Origin of the sequence: Desulfofundulus sp. TPOSR (assembly GCF_011393055.1) — a bacterium.
In the GTDB taxonomy this organism is placed as follows: Bacteria; Bacillota; Desulfotomaculia; order Desulfotomaculales; family Desulfovirgulaceae; genus Desulfofundulus; species Desulfofundulus kuznetsovii.
On record NZ_JAAOEF010000004.1, the window covers coordinates 26475 to 42087 of the forward strand.

A 15613-nucleotide genomic window follows, 5' to 3' on the forward strand; every position below is an offset into this window, starting at 1 on the left:
ATACATCCTGCCGCAAAGCTTAACCTCACCTGCCACCAGCATTATTCCTCCAGCCGCATCAGGGCATTGTCGTAGTACATCAGGAGGCTTGAGTCTTCCTGGAGGACGGTATCGGGGATCCGTTTGGCCACATCCACAATGGTTTTAAAATCTTTCGCCGCCCAGCAGGCATTGAATCCCGCCCGCAGGGCTTCGGTGCGGAACACTTTCAGCCTGCCCCTACCCTCCCTGTATTCCTCGAACTCTTTCAGGAGGGCCTTCTCCCGGATCTTCTCCAGGTCGGACTGCTTGTTGGGATCCGGGACGTACCAGCGGCCCTCTTCGTCCCGCAGGAAGTAGAGTATGCTTTTTTACTATGCTTGACTGACAAAAAACGGTTTAATGCTTCTTATTAACATTAACTGGTAGTCGTTCTGCCGGTGATACTGGTTCACCGTTTAGTTCGGTTTGATTTTTTGGAATTATGCAAAAGTCACACTTGTTGGGTTATAAATCCAGGTTTTCTTAAGAGATATCCTTAAAAACAAAATTAACTTCATACTTTTTTAATGATATATTGGGTATTTCAGATACAGCGTATTTTAGTTTTCTATCGAAGTCTTCGGCAATTATAATACCTCTTACATTTTTGCTGCCAGCAATGTTTCGTCTAACCCAGCTGATGTAACTTAGAACTTGACCAGCAACCGAATGGCTGGCCTTCCCTGCTTTTAGCTCAATAACAAGGTAGCCTCCTTCTTTATCTACGGCCAAAATATCTATTCTTCCTACATCGGTGCGGTATTGTCTCCCCGATATACTGTCTTCTGAATATAGCTGCAGTCCTTCTTCAATCTGTTCCAAGTTTCTTACGATATACTCTTCAAGGTCTTTTTCAAGGCTTATAACGGCTTCATCAATTTCTTCTTCAATTTCATCAATTTCTTCATCAACCTGAACAACCCCCTTCTCAGTAACTGCCCACTCCCCATCCGTTTCGGGGTTATAAAGCCTGTACTGCCCTCTGCCAACATAAAATAAACAAGGCTGTTTACGAAGATAGGGATAATGCTTGCTGGAGGGATGGTTAGCGCTTAAGCCGATCAAATGACACTGGATGGTGCTCTCCTTCCAGGGCCTGTCGGGATATTTTTCATAAATGTAGTCAATAACTTGCCTTGTTGTTACCGTACCGCCAAGTTTTGTTACGGCGTCCTTGACTGCTTCAAGACATGTAGCCATTTTATCATCCCCTTTTATCAAATTCTATCCATTCCGCTAACAGTCCCTTTTCTTATCTTTATCATAATCAAAAGCTTTTCAAGAATGGTCAAGCAGGCCAACGGCATTACTCATCCAGCCGCATCAGGGCATTGTCGTAGTACATCAGGAGGCTTGAGTCTTCCTGGAGGACGGTATCGGGGATCCGTTTGGCCACATCCACAATGGTTTTAAAATCTTTCGCCGCCCAGCAGGCCTTGAATCCAGCCCGCAGTGCTTCGGTACGGAATACTTTCAGCCTGCCCCTGCCCTCCCTGTATTCCTCGAACTCTTTCAGGAGGGCCTTCTCCCGGATCTTCTCCAGGTCGGACTGCTTGTTGGGGTCGGGAACGTACCAGCGGCCCGCTTCGTCCCGCAGGAAGTTTTGTTCCAGAAGCTCGGAAAGTTCCGGCAGTTTCTCGTGCCTGGCCTTGTGCAGCTCTCTTAAGAATTTAGGCTGGATTTCCTGGTAAGTCTGGGGTTTCTTTTCCAGTTCATTGCGCAACCACTGGATGGCCGATTTCTCATCAGTCACGAACAGCGACAGCTGCTCAAATTCCTTAACCAAAAGCCTTTTTTTGTCATATTCGTTTACCTGGTCCGGCAGGAAATACATCCCGTCCCGCTCGGGGAAACGTGCTTTCAGCCCGGCGTAAAACTCCGCCGCGCCCATCGGAACGGCAACTCCCCGCTGGATGTGGAAGGCCACCATCCGGTCATAGAGAAGGTAGTTCTGGCGCTCGGCGATGACCTCGGCCCTGCCTTCCTTCTCCACAAAAACGGGAAGCTGCCTTAAGTGAGTACGGACGAAGTCCCAGACTCCCTCTTCGGTACCCGCCTCCAGCGCAAAACGCTTCTCCAGGCCGCCGTTGGGCTTATAAGCTGAGATAACCAGGTCCTGCTTCACAGCGGTTGTCGAAGTAACCTGCTTGAAAGTCCCCTGCTTTTTGTCCAGGGTCCGTACGTCGGCAATAACAAACCCAGCCCGCATGATGGCCTCCTGGATGGCGTTCCAGACCCGGTTCTGGGAGTTGTGAAACACCACCGTCATCCACCGGCCGGGCTTGAGAACACGGTAATATTCAGCAAAACACTTCTCTATAAGCTCCTGGTATTCCCTGGGGCCTTTGCCCTGAACTTTATTCTCAACCGCTTCGGGTCTATTATTGGTGAAAACTTTAAGCCAAGCTTCCCAAATAAAGTTCAGCTCGGAGTACATTAGGTTACCACCAAAGGGAGGATCGGTGAAGATATAGTCTACAGAATTTTGTCTTAGACAAGTAAATGTTGTACTTGCAGTTCCAGTCAGAACTAGTCTGTTATATGTGTTTCTGAATACTACTCGTAATAACCGCCGAAATATCTTATTTTTTAGTTGCTCAAAGTAGTTATTTTCTCTTACCATTGAAGCAACATAAAGAGTGCCGCTAGTAATATTGGAAGGAAAAGAAACGTTAAACCGATGGGCATTTAGTTTACAATGCCTTTGTTGAACACTATTAAACGCCCATAGAAGCTTTGCCTTTATCCCATGGCTAGGGACTTCGATAATCTTAGATAATGTGGCACTCAGCCCCCACAAATTCCGCCTGGTGTAAAAATGGTGAACATGAGTAATCCCATGTGATAATTTAGGCTGTTCGGTATTGTAGCCCTCCGGCATACGGTCGGTAGGATACCAGTACGGTATCTCGCTCTCTCCAATCTTCCGGATCAGCTCCAGGTCGTACTCGTCGGGCTTTTTCTCATACCTCTTATTCCCCACCGAATAATTTATAAGCACCGGCACCTGACGGGCCCGGGTGATGGTCTGCCCGATGTCCCGGTCAAAAACTTTTTCCCAGGCCCTCTCCAGGGTCCGCTTGGTAAGATCTGCCCCGCAGTGGGGGCAGGGAAAATCGTCCCTGACTTTACCTTCTTCTTTGTCTACCGCCACTTCCCAGAAGACAAGCTCCGCTGAACAATGGGGGCAGATAAACACGTCGGACCAGACGGTGTAGTTGATTTTCCCCATGATGGGATTGCCGTTTATATCTTTCTGCACCTTCCCATCCACCACGTGCTGCGTCCGGTACATCCAGCCGCATTCTTTTTCAACTTCGTCCAGAATCCGCCGGGCTTCCCGCTCAAAGGCCCGAACATCCACCGGTGTGTTGTAGTTGTAGGCAATGAAAGTGGCTGCCGGCGAAAGGTCGATTAATATAGCCTTGCGTGCTCCAAGCTTAGAAAAGGGCCGGCCTTTTTCGTCCAGGATGTTCCCATCATCCAGCACGCGGTAGCCCAAGGAGGCGACGGCCTTCCGGTCCCCGCAGAGCTGCGCCGCCACGCCGGTCATCCCCGTGCCGCAGAAGCCGTCAAAGACAATATCTCCGGGCTCCGTGTAATGGAGTATGTAGCGCATGATGGCCCTGTGGGGTACTTTTGTGTGGTACGAGTGGGCGTTGTAAATGGGGTCATTTTTCCCTTCTGAAACGTCCGCCGCAAAGGGCTCCCGGTGGTAGCTGTCGTTATCAGGATCATAGGGCCTGCCGTATTCTTTAATAAAATCCTCGATGAACGGATTGGGGCAGGCGGTATAATAGGGCGGGTCGGAGAGGTTAATGATATCTTCATCTTGAGCAATGGGAAACCCTTCTATATGCCTGACCCGGTCCAGGTAATCTCTGGTAAGCTTGAAGCGCCTGTTTTCCTGCCCTTCTTTTCGCTCACCGGTTTCTTCTAATAGGGCATCCGGGAAAATCTGGTTTTCTTTTGCCACAAATCTTCACTCCTCTACTCCAGTACGATTCTAACCTTCCCGGGGTCCCTGCCGCGGGTCAGGGACTGCACATAGTCCTCAAAGCGTTTCTGAAATTCAGAAATGGTGCAGGGCGTTCCTCCCACACCCAGGGCCTTTTTAAGGTCATCTACCTTCACCAGAACTTTTTCCATGCCGGACAGCACTTCCTGAACGGCCTTTACAAACGCTGCATCAACCACGTAAGGAAGTTGCTGCTCTCTAACTACCGTCTCCAGTGCTTTTTGCTGCTCCGGCTTTAAGAGATAGATGTTTTCCTTCACCGTAGGGTCTTCCAGGTTGGCGGCCAGGGTGCGGGTCCAATCCTCGTACAACCGTTCCAGGTCATCTTCGAGCTGCCTTAGGGCTGCTTCCGCTGGCACCTTAACCGGCTCTTCCGCCGGCCGGAAACGGCAGTGAGGACAGACAGGAGTTCCCTTCAAATCCTCAACGGTCAGGCTGAAGCATGTTTTCAGTTCGGCCAGGCGGTTTTGAAAGTCGTTCAACTGCGCCCGGGGCATCAATTCAATGCCCGCCAGTTTGCCAAGTTTGCCTAAGCGCTCATCTTTAAGGAGTTCAGATTTCTTTTGATCCCCTGTGGCATTTAACCGGGCTTTTGCATGGGCCTGCAGGTAGCTATCAATATAAGAATTTTTAAGTTCCGTGAGTACATGAACGATCTTCCGGCGTAGATTCGGGTCGGCAAGCTCATCCGCCCCGGATATTTTTGCTATGAGATTGGCGCGTTGCTCCCGGGCCTTTTTGGTCCATTCCGCCTCAGCCGGGAGGACGGCTTCGGCCGTAGCAAGGTAAGAAGTTAACGGCATGATTTCCCTGGCCAAGCCGGCCAGTTCCTCTATCTTCCGCAGGCTGTCGAGGTGCGACTTTTGGGCGTTAATATCGCTTTCACCGTACCGGAAGTTTTTCAATTTGCCCGGTGTATTGAATACTTTTAAGGACTCCAGAAACTCTTTAAAAGCGTCCAGTGCCTGCCGTAAATAAGTTTTCTTTTTTTCATCGAAAAGGGAAATGTCCCACAGGGATACCCCCTGCTGTATCTCCTGCCGGGCCCGTAAAACGCGTTCCAAGAGCTTATCTGCTGCATCATGCAGCTGCCTTATGGCCTCCTCCCTGGTGGCCGGGTTGACGACCAGCCCGGGAGGCAGGCCGAAAAATTCAAAGAGAGCCTGTAACGGGCCAACGGGTAGATCCCTCGGCCGTTCAATGTGCTTGAAATTGACAAGGTCTGCCAGGGGAGTCCTGCCGAGTTCCTCCAGATTGGAGGCGTCTATTTTTTTCCCCGTAAGGCTTAGAGTGATATCACCGCTGTGGATCAGGCTGGCCAGGATGACTACTACCCATTCCGGTTCCAGCCTGAAACGGGGCTCGTACTCTACACCGCGAAAATCGGCAATTATTTCGTCTCGCTTCAGAACCTGCCCCGGCCCTTTCCGGTTCAGCTGGTCCAGGATGTGTCTGGCATAACGCGACTGCTGTGGCCTGAGCTTATCCCCGTCCAGCAGTTCCAGAGCGTCAAGGACGGCAGTACCCTGCCTGGTTTTGATCTGGCCGAGGATCCACCGGATGGCTTCCTGGGCAGCCTGGGGCCGGTTTTTTGACGTGATCAGGGTGGAAAACGCCGGATAGTCCGGGGCCTGTTCTTCAAAGTGTGATGCCAGACATATGGACCCTGCCAGGTTGACCAGATCCCGTATGGAGGAATGGGGAGCGGCATTTCCCCTGATCCACTCGACAAATTTTCTGGTAACTCCCCTGCAGGTAACTTCAAAAGCGGTAATGATATTGTTGCGCAGCCATTTGACTATAGTTTTAAGGTGCTCATTGGCCTTGTTCTCGTAAACCTGCCGCGTACCTTTCGAGGCAGTACTGGCCATTTCCCGGGCACCGGCGAAAAGCTTTAAGGCCTGATTGAAGCTTTCGTCACGCTGTACCAGCCTGAAAAACACTTCGTCGGGCTTTATCTCATCTTCAAAATGCGGCGGGTCAAAGGGTTGGAGAAAATACAGATAAAAATCCCTGGGGGGATGGGCCGTAGAACGTTCATTGGGAGCTCCAAAGAACAGATAGCCCAACCGGCTCACTTTTTTCGCCCGCCACTCGATTTCGTGTTCCCAGATCCTGAAATTGGGTACATAAGTGACCTCCGGGCATTCCATAGCCTGGGCAAGGGCTTCAAAATAGTAGCGGTCTAACTGGGCCTCATTCAGGGTCTCTGCCTTCTGCTCAATCAAGGAATCAAAATCGATATCCTTCTTTAAGTCCAGGTAATACTGGCCGTTCTCCTGGTTAAAAGAGATAAACTGCCCGCTTACCGTCCGCAGGATTTCCCGCAGGACCGATTCAACGGTGGTCTTCAGGAAATCGGCATCCTCTTCGGGTAAAGGTAAGTAGAGGCAGAGGTCGTCGCGCAACTCTTCGGCCGTAACCCCCAGCGGGCTGTAAATATCGCCGGTAGTGAGGCGGTGGACACTTAAAGCGTGGATTATGCGCAGCGCCACAGGCTTATACTGGGGCCGGGTAAAAGCCTGCTGGATGCGGTTTTCTAAAACCTGGCTCTTTTCTATAACTTCTCTTATTTCGGGAATGCTCCTGAAAGACGGGTTATCCCTCAAGTTCTGCCAGTAGGAGTCATAGGCAATGAGGCCGGGCGCAGTTTCCGGAACTTCTTTGTCCAGGAGTTTTTTCATGGCGCCGCTGATGGTTTTCAGCACTTCCCGTTTTTCGGCCACATAGACCTGTTCGAAGATTTCGAGATACGCCGGATGGACGGGAAATAGGGCAACAAATTCATCCATGCGCTCGGCCATAGTGCCGTAAAGTCTGGTGAAACGCTGCAGGTGTTCCCGGATAAGGGCCTTTTGCCTGTCATCCTTGCGCAACAACCGCTCGGCGACTACATAGGCTATATCTTCACGGACAATCCGTATTTGTTCGAAGCGGTCCTTCACCCGGCGCAGGGTTTCCGCTACAAACTGGAAGCGGGGATTGTCGAACAGGGCCTCCTGTACACCGGCCATAAAGCGGAAACGGGTCAGCCGGCAGACCTCGCCTATTTCCCGCAAGAAATTTAAATCGAGAATCAGTTCCTGGTCCTTGCGGGTCCGCAGGTAGTCGAGGAGTTCATCAACAACCAGTAAAAGCCCGTAATCAGGGTAAACCTCCTGAAAAGCATTCATCATTTCAATGAGAGGGTCTTTATTATTGGTGACTTTATCCGCATCCGGAAACTGGTACTCTACTCCCATTTCAGCCAGATGTTCTTCCAGCTCGGCACAGATAATGTTCCGCAGGGACATCGTTGTGGAGCCAATTTCGGTCCTGATGACTTTAAACTTTCCGGCGATGGCTCTGGCCTTTTCCGCCACAGCCGGGTTGCGTATTACCCCGGCCATCTCCGGATATTCGGCCACCGCAGAGATTACCGACATTAAGTGGGATTTACCGGTACCGTAGTTGCCTACGATCAGCAATCCCTTGTTATCCTGAGGGTTATCATATTGAAGTTGAGAAAAAACAACGCCTGCAAGCTGCTCGGCCATGCGGTCGGAGATTACATAGGTTTCAACTAACTGGTAAGCTCTGGCTTTAGCGTCGGCTTCGCGCAATTGGACGATAGTCTCTATGGGTTCAAAATGAATCAGGTCATTGTATTTCACGACACTCCCACCTTTGTTAAATTTGACAAACCAGAGTATCAACTTCAGAATATTTCCTGTACTCCGGGTGACCGGGCTCGGCATAAATCAGTGTGCGGCCTTCAAATTTTCCACTCCATGCAGCCACGATGGTCCGGGTGCGGCTGATGTGTTGAAGCAGGCGTAATGGGTCCTGCTGAAGAGCAGGGTCAAAGAGTATCTCAATATTATCCAGCAAAACAGTGTCTCCCGCCCTATCATCAATAATTGCTTCGATGATTCTGGGCAACCGCAACGGGCGAACCCGGCCGGGGTATTCAAGCAGTTTCTGGCTCAGTATCAGGTTCAGGTTAATGTAAGGATAACCCGCCTCATTGGACAGTTGAAGAAGAGCCCGGGTTTTCCCGGACGCATCCGGCCCAACCAATAACACTAATTGATAATAACGCGACCGGGCTGCCTCTATATGTCTTTTCAGAGCCTCTATTTTATCACTCATAGTAATCACCGGTGCTCATGGTTCGACGGAATCTGGCGAAAATCCTGCCAAAAATAGCAGTCGTTGCTGCAGTTCCGGGTGTGATGCAACCAGCCAGAGCTAAAAAAAACAGGGCGAGGTTCCATCCGTTCCTCGCCCATGCCTATTTCAATTCAGTTTACCACTTTATTACCCGGTTCACGACTTATACTCAGTTCAAAACTTTATTCCATCGAAACATTAATTCTTCAACTTTCCCCCGCCCCCTACTCCACCGTCACGCTCTTGGCCAGGTTGCGGGGCTGGTCCACGTCGCAGCCCCTGACCACGGCCATCTGGTAGGCCAGGAGCTGCAGGGGTATCACGGCCAGCACGGGGGCCAGGACGGGGTTGGTGGGCGGGATGTAGAGCACGTGATCGGCTACCTTTTCCAGTTCCTTCTGCCCCTCCATGGCCAGGGCGATTACCGTGGCGTCCCGGGCCTTCACCTCTTTGATGTTGCTTAAGGTCTTTTCAAAGAGGTTCTTCTGGGTGGCCAGGGCGACCACCGGCACGCCCTTTTCAATCAGGGCCAGGGTGCCGTGCTTCAATTCCCCGGCGGCGTAGGCCTCCGCGTGTATATAGGAGATTTCCTTCAGCTTCAAGGAACCTTCCAGGGCCACGGCATGGTCCAGGCCCCGGCCGATGAAGAAGACATCCTCCGCCCCGCCGTACATCCGGGCGAGATCCCTGATCAGGTGGCCGTTGCTCAGGATCAGTTCCGCCCGGCTGTCCAGCTGTTTTAATTCTTTAATGATCGTCCGCCTTTCCTCAAGGGTAATGGTGCCCCGTACCGTGGCCAGGTGCAGGGCAATCAGGTACATGGCCACCAGCTGGGTGGTATAGGCTTTGGTGGAGGCCACGGCTATCTCGGGACCGGCCCAGGTATAGAGCACGTGGTCGGCTTCCCGGGCAATGGAGCTGTCCACCACGTTGGTCACGGCCAGCACCGGGGCACCCAGACGCCTGGCTTCCCTCAAGGCGGCCAGGGTATCGGCGGTCTCCCCCGACTGGCTGATTACTATCACCAGCGTACCTTCATCAATAAGAGGCTGGCGGTAGCGGAATTCCGAAGCGATATCCACCTCCACCGGTACGCGGGCCAGCTGTTCGATCACATACTTGCCCACCAGGCCGGCGTGGTAGGCGGTGCCGCAGGCGGTGATAAATATTTTACGCAGGCTTCTCAGCTTCCCGTCATCAATCTCCAGCTCTTTGAGCACCACCGCCGAATCGTCACCGGCCAGGCGGCCCTTCAAGGTATCCCGCAGGGCCCGGGGCTGCTCGTGGATCTCTTTGAGCATGAAATGGGCAAAGCCGTTTTTTTCCGCCTGGGCGGCTTCCCATTTTACCTCAAAGACCCGTTTCTCCACCGGCTCCCCGCACCGGTTAAAAATCTTTACTTCTTCCGGTGTCAGTACGGCCATCTCGCCGTCGTCCAGGATGTATGTACGCCGGGTATGGGCCAGCAGGGCGGGGATATCGGAAGCCAGGAAGTTTTCGCCCTGACCAAGGCCCACCACCAGGGGGCTGTCCTGACGCACGGCCACCAGTTTATCCGGCTTGTCAGCAGACAGCACCACCATGGCGTAGGAACCCCGGATGCGCTCCACCACCCGGCGTACCGCCTCCACCAGATCACCCTGATAAAAGTGTTCCACCAGGTGGGGAAGCACCTCCGTGTCCGTTTCGGAAGTAAATTGATGGCCCTGGGAGCCGAGCCATTCCCTCAATTCCAGGTAGTTCTCAATAATCCCGTTGTGCACCACGGCGAAACGCCCGGAACAGTCGCTGTGGGGGTGGGCATTGGTGTCCGAAGGGCGGCCGTGGGTGGCCCAGCGGGTGTGCCCGATGCCGGTACGCGCCTGGCCGTTGTAACCCTGTAACCTTTCCGCCAGGCCGGCCAGTTTGCCCGCCTGTTTGTGCACCTTAATGACCCCGTCTTCCAGAACGGCAATGCCGGCCGAATCATAACCGCGGTATTCCAGTTTGGCCAGCCCGCCAAGGAGTATGGGTACGGCCCGCCGGGGGCCGGTATAGCCAACGATGCCACACATATGAAAAACCTCCAGCAAAAAGGTTTTAAGTCTAATAATTAGAAATGCCGGGGCACAGAAAGGCCTCCGGCAGAGAAAGGGCTTTTGTAAAAAGAAGGAACGGGGGTAATTTCGTAGAACGGCCTCCTACCCTTATGCCACCGGACACCCTTTGTCCCGGCCGTTGCCGGCCGGTTTTGTAGTGTCGTTCACGGTCGTGGCCAACCGGGGAGCACCCGCCGAAAACTTCGATAAACTCCCTCCTCGTCAACCCGGAACACCCGTTAAATCAACTGGCTAACCGGCAATTTCCGGGTTCTGGCGCTTTAATTTTCAGTTGTCCCCAAAAAAGACTTGCGCTTCCCACCCCCTTTCAAAAAATCCTCGTTTAAGAGGACACCTTCCGGATTACGTCCACCAGCTCGCCGGCAATGGACCGCAGGAGGTCCATATCCCGGCCCTCAACCATCACCCGCACCAGGGGTTCGGTGCCCGAAGGGCGCACCAGGATGCGCCCCTGACCGGCCAGGCGTTCTTCCTGTTCCCGGATGGCCCGGGCCAGTACGGGACTGTTCATCACCTTATCCTTATCGGTTACCCGGACGTTTTCCAGCAGTTGCGGCAGCTTCTCCATCTGGGCGGCCAGTTCCTGCAGGGTCGCCCCCGTTTCCCGGACCACCTGCAGGAGCTGCAGGGCGGTTAAAATGCCGTCCCCGGTGGTGTTGTAATCCAGCATTATGATGTGCCCGCTCTGCTCCCCGCCAAAGGTGGCTCCCGAACGCAGCAGCTCATCCAGGACGTAACGGTCCCCAACCCGGGTTTTCAGCACCCGGATGCCGCTCTGCCCCAGGGCCAGGTCCAGCCCCAGGTTGCTCATCACCGTGGCCACCACCGTATTTTTGGCCAGCCTGCCCTTTTTCTGGAGGGCCCGGGCCAGGATAACCATAATCTGGTCGCCGTCCACCGGGTTGCCCCGGCCGTCCACGGCGAGTACCCGATCGGCATCCCCGTCATGGGCCAGCCCCAGGTGGGCGCCGTGCTCCAGCACCGCCTCCTGCAGGGCAGCCGGGTGGGTGGAGCCGCAGCCGGCATTGATATTGACCCCGTCGGGGGTGTTGAATATGGGGATGACTTCCGCACCCAGTTCCGCCAGCACCCGGGGGGCAACCCGGGAGGCGGCCCCGTTGGCGCAGTCCACCACCACCTTCAAGCCGGAAAAGTCACATGATACGGTATCCTTTAAAAAGGCCACGTAACGGTCCACCGCATCGACTACCGGGTAGGCACGGCCCACCCCCGCCCCCACGGGAGCGGGAATGCGGTCGGGACAGGAAACCAGCTGCTCGATTTCCTCTTCCATCCCGTCGGACAGCTTGTAGCCGCTGGCTCCGAAAAACTTGATCCCGTTGTCGTCCATGGGATTGTGGGAAGCAGATATAACCACTCCCCCGGCGGCACCCAGGGCCCTGGTGAGGTAGGCAATGGACGCGGTGGGCATGACCCCCACCTTGAGGACATTGACCCCGGCCGAACATATCCCGGCCGTGAGGGCGGCCTCCAGCATGTCGGAGGAAATGCGGGTATCCCAGCCGACCACCAGGCTCGCCCCCGGCAGGCCCCGGGAAAGGACGTAAGCCCCCGCCCGTCCCAGCTTTAAGGCCAGTTCCGGGGTAAGCTCCCGGTTGGCCACCCCCCGGACGCCGTCGGTACCAAATATTGCTCCCATGGTCAAAGTCTCCTTTCACGCTCGACAGAGATCACGTCCAAACACTGATTATTATATCTACAGCCATCGAAGAGGTCAATTTTTTGCCAAAAAGTCTGAGTTCACTAAACATAATATGATGAAGGATGATTTCCGGCCAGTATCACGCCCCTGATAAAAAATCTCTATGGGGCACCACCCGTTTTTCATGTTTGGTTTTGTTCTTCCGGCGGCGTTTTTTCAGGAGGGCTTTCCGCCAAGGGGGAAAGGCGTACCGTAACCTGCACCTGCTCGGGACGCATGACCACCCCGTTCCCGGGAGCAACCAGGCCAACCCTTCGCACCACGTCCTGGCTGACCCCGCTGATATCCACCGGAACAGTGTTTACCCTTTGGACACCTTCCAGTACCGGCGCCGGTGCCGATACCTGGATCACATCGGGTTCCACCCTTACCTCCTCCACCCGGTAACCCGCCGCGGGAGTCCCCCTTACCTGGGGTTCCACCGGCACTTCTTTTACCGGCATGGCCAGAACGGGAACGGTCACCCTGACCACAGGGGGAAACACGCTGACTCCCCGGGGCAGGCCGGTGAGGGTTGCCGATCTTTCCACCGTTCCACTGGCACCCTGTACGTCAACGGTCGCCGTTACCCGGGTAACGGCATTGACCAGCCGCTCCGGTCCTTTCAGGTGCACCAGCGGCGGGTCCACCGTAGCGGCCAGGGCACTGTAACCGGCGGCGGGTTCCCCCCTGAAGGTTACCGCCACCGGGACTTCCTTTTCCACTACCCTGTCCACCTGCACCCGCACCCGGGAGGGGGACACCTGGATCACCCGGATGCCGGGTGGAGCACTCACATTTACCGTCAACTCGTTTTCCCCCGGGGTGATGCCTGATAAGTCCACCACCGCCTGGAAATCACCCGGGGTAAGGGTGGTCAGCTGGCCCCGGCTGCCCTGGGCCCGCACATTCACCGTTGACGGCAGCCCGGTCACCAGGTAACCGTCGGGCACCCCCCGCCCCCGCAGGGAAACATTAAACGGGCGTTCATCCAGGGGGTTCTGCTCGTTGGTCACGTAAACCCACAGGATCAGGGCCATCAACAGCGACAGGATTTGCAGGGAAAGATTGCGCCAGTTTAAACGGGGCAAACAGGAACACCTCCGGCAATGCTACTGTTTGCGGAGCCACAAAAAGGCCAGGGAGCGCCCCTTTTGCGGCTCGAACGCCCCGGCCAGCCGGTCGGCCAGGGCAGGCTCGTCCAGGTTTCTGGCCAGCACACCCTCCACGGCCAGGGAAATGATCCCCGTCTCCTCGGAAACAATCACCGCCAGGGCGTCCGAAACTTCCGTTACGCCAATCCCCGCCCGGTGGCGGGTGCCCAATCCCCTGGCCACGTCGGGGCTTTCCGTCAGGGGTAACAGGCAGGCCGCCGATGCCACCCGGTCGCCCCGGATGATCACCGCGCCGTCATGCAAAGGGGTGTTGGGCTCAAAAATATTGAGCAGTAATTCTGCCGTCACCAGGCCGTCGATTTTAATGCCCGTATCGATGTACTCCTCCAGCCCGGTGGTCCGTTCTAAAACAATCAACGCGCCAATACGCCGGCGGGATAGAAGACTGGCCGCCCGTACCACCTGGCTGATGGTCCGGGAACGATCGTCCTCACCCTGATGAATGAGCGAGCTGGTAAAAAAGCGGCCTCCCCCCAGCTTTTCCAGTGCCCGGCGCAGTTCGGGCTGAAAAACTATGGGCAGGGCCACCACCAGGGCGGTCATGGCCTGGCGCAGCAGCCAGTGAAAGGTGTATAAATGCAGCCAGCTGCTTAAAGCCGTGGCCACCAGCAGAACGGCCAGGCCTTTGAGGAGCTGTACCGCCCGGGTGCCTTTAATCAACAGAATTAACCGGTAGAGAACAAAGGCCACAATGAGGATGTCGATGATACTGGTGAGATTAAACAGATCCAGGTTCAGGGCCTTGAGTTGCTCCAGCAACTTCTTTCCCCCTTCGTACCCCCGATCACGGTTAGTATTGGATCCATGAAGACATTATAACCCTTTTGCGGCTGCAAATAAAGGAGCGCCCTCATCTAATGGAGCGCCCGGATTTATCTACCATTGTTTTTGAGCAACCCGTAGGCGATGCTGTCTACCAGGGCCTGCCAGCTTGCTTCAATGATGTTTGTGGATACCCCCACGGTACCCCAGGACCGCTCACCGTCCCCGGTTTCAATCAGCACCCGCACCACCGCCCCCGTGCCGTCCTTTTCATCCAGCACCCGCACCTTGTAGTCGGTGAGCTGCATGCGCCGGATATCGGGGTAGAAAACTTCCAGGGCCTTGCGCAGGGCATTGTCCAGGGCGTTCACCGGACCGTTTCCTTCCGCCGCCGTGTGCACCACCTGGTCGCCCACGGTCAGCTTGATGATGGCTTCGGAATACACGGGGCTGTTTTCCTTCAGCTCTATGATCACCCGCAGGCTTTCCAGCTTGAAGGGCTCCCGGTAATTGTCGTACGCCCGGCGCAGGAGCAGTTCAAAGGACCCTTCGGCGCCTTCAAACATGTACCCCTGATGTTCCAGTTCCTTAATTTCCTCCAGGAAGCGGCGCGTTTCTTCCTTGCTGGCATCGAGATTGAAGTTGAGCTCCTTTAACTTGTAGAACAGGTTGGACAACCCGCTCAACTCGGATACCAGCACCCGCCGCCGGTTGCCCACCAGTGCCGGGTCAATGTGCTCGTAGGTCCGGGGGTCTTTCAAAATGGCGTTGACATGGACCCCGCCCTTGTGGGCAAAGGCGCTGGCTCCCACAAAGGGCTGGTGGGGGTTGGGATGCAGGTTGGCCAGCTCGCTCACATAGCGGGAGAGATCGGTGAGCTGGGCCAGGGCAGAGCGGGGGATGGTTTCGTGGCCGTACTTGAATGTAAGGTTGGGTATAACGGAACAGAGGTTGGCGTTGCCGCAGCGCTCCCCGTAGCCGTTGATGGTCCCCTGCACATGGGTTGCCCCGGCCCGCACCGCCGCCAGGGTGTTGGCCACGGCCAGTTCCCCGTCATTATGGCAGTGGATGCCCAGGACAACCGGGATCTCTTCCTTTACCCTTCCCACTATAGCGGCAATTTCCTCCGGCAGGCTTCCCCCGTTGGTATCGCACAGTACCAGCCGGTCGGCCCCTCCCCGCACGGCGGCCCGTAAGGTGGCCAGGGCATATTGCGCATTGGCCTTAAAGCCGTCAAAAAAATGTTCCGCATCGTAAATGACCGTCAATCCCCGGCTTTTCAAATAGCCCACCGATTCTTCAATCATGGCCAGGTTTTCTTCCAGGGTGGTCCCCAGGGCCCTGGTAACGTGTAAGTCCCAGCTCTTGCCGAAAATTGTGGCTACGGAAACCCCGGCGGCCAGAATGCACTGGATGTTGCCGTCTTCCTGCACCGGAACACCGGGCTTGCGGGTGGACCCAAAGGCGGCAATGCGGGCATGGGACAGCCGGTGGTTTTTAATGCGCTGGAAAAAAGCCATGTCCTTGGGGTTGGAGCCGGGCCAGCCGCCTTCCACGTAGTGAAAGCCCATTTTATCAAGCTTGAGGGCAATCTTGACCTTGTCTTCCGCGGAAAAGGAAATCCCTTCCCCCTGGGAGCCGTCCCGCAGGGTGGTATCGTAAATCTCCACTACCGCCATGGTTT

At 55.0% G+C, this 15613-nt stretch carries 10 protein-coding genes; all 10 read right to left on the reverse strand.

The annotated features are described in order from the left end of the window. Window positions 1–41: 41 nt before the first annotated feature. Complete coding sequence (locus tag G7K71_RS19585; protein WP_243175063.1) at window positions 42–206, reverse strand: hypothetical protein; 165 nt, start codon at window positions 204–206, stop codon at window positions 42–44. A gap of 298 nt (window positions 207–504) precedes the next feature. Then, window positions 505–1221, reverse strand: a complete 717-nt coding sequence (locus G7K71_RS15910) for an endonuclease NucS domain-containing protein (RefSeq protein ID WP_166348591.1) — start codon at window positions 1219–1221, stop codon at window positions 505–507. A gap of 106 nt (window positions 1222–1327) precedes the next feature. Further along, window positions 1328–3997: a DNA methyltransferase gene (locus G7K71_RS15915; RefSeq protein ID WP_166348594.1), complete on the reverse strand. Its 2670-nt coding sequence runs from the start codon at window positions 3995–3997 to the stop codon at window positions 1328–1330. A 14-nt stretch (window positions 3998–4011) separates the two neighbouring features. Further along, window positions 4012–7692 (reverse strand): DUF6079 family protein, encoded by a 3681-nt coding sequence (locus tag G7K71_RS15920; RefSeq protein WP_166348597.1) that lies wholly within the window; start codon window positions 7690–7692, stop codon window positions 4012–4014. Between the two features lie 16 nt (window positions 7693–7708). Continuing rightward, complete coding sequence (gene brxF, locus G7K71_RS15925) at window positions 7709–8170, reverse strand: BREX-3 system P-loop-containing protein BrxF (protein WP_166348600.1); 462 nt, start codon at window positions 8168–8170, stop codon at window positions 7709–7711. 245 nt (window positions 8171–8415) lie between these two features. Continuing rightward, on the reverse strand, window positions 8416–10245 hold the full coding sequence (glmS, locus tag G7K71_RS15930) for a glutamine--fructose-6-phosphate transaminase (isomerizing) (protein WP_166348603.1): 1830 nt from the start codon (window positions 10243–10245) through the stop codon (window positions 8416–8418). Between the two features lie 367 nt (window positions 10246–10612). Beyond that, window positions 10613–11950, reverse strand: coding sequence for a phosphoglucosamine mutase (gene glmM / locus G7K71_RS15935; RefSeq protein WP_166348606.1), 1338 nt, complete (start codon window positions 11948–11950; stop codon window positions 10613–10615). Between the two features lie 185 nt (window positions 11951–12135). Next, on the reverse strand, window positions 12136–13083 hold the full coding sequence (locus tag G7K71_RS15940; protein ID WP_166348609.1) for a YbbR-like domain-containing protein: 948 nt from the start codon (window positions 13081–13083) through the stop codon (window positions 12136–12138). Window positions 13084–13104: 21 nt separating this feature from the next. Then, a complete protein-coding gene (gene cdaA / locus G7K71_RS15945; protein ID WP_013823902.1) occupies window positions 13105–13926 on the reverse strand; it encodes a diadenylate cyclase CdaA in 822 nt (273 codons plus the stop codon). 113 nt (window positions 13927–14039) lie between these two features. Further along, window positions 14040–15608 (reverse strand): citramalate synthase, encoded by a 1569-nt coding sequence (gene cimA, locus G7K71_RS15950; RefSeq protein WP_166348612.1) that lies wholly within the window; start codon window positions 15606–15608, stop codon window positions 14040–14042. Between the last annotated feature and the right edge of the window lie 5 nt (window positions 15609–15613).

Coding starts and splice junctions, on each gene's coding strand:
- cimA (WP_166348612.1), bottom strand. CDS start 15,608: ATGGCGGTAGTGGAGATTTACGATACCACCCTGCGGGACGGCTCCCAG.
- glmM (WP_166348606.1), bottom strand. CDS start 11,950: ATGGGAGCAATATTTGGTACCGACGGCGTCCGGGGGGTGGCCAACCGG.
- glmS (WP_166348603.1), bottom strand. CDS start 10,245: ATGTGTGGCATCGTTGGCTATACCGGCCCCCGGCGGGCCGTACCCATA.
- G7K71_RS15910 (WP_166348591.1), bottom strand. CDS start 1,221: ATGGCTACATGTCTTGAAGCAGTCAAGGACGCCGTAACAAAACTTGGC.
- brxF (WP_166348600.1), bottom strand. CDS start 8,170: ATGAGTGATAAAATAGAGGCTCTGAAAAGACATATAGAGGCAGCCCGG.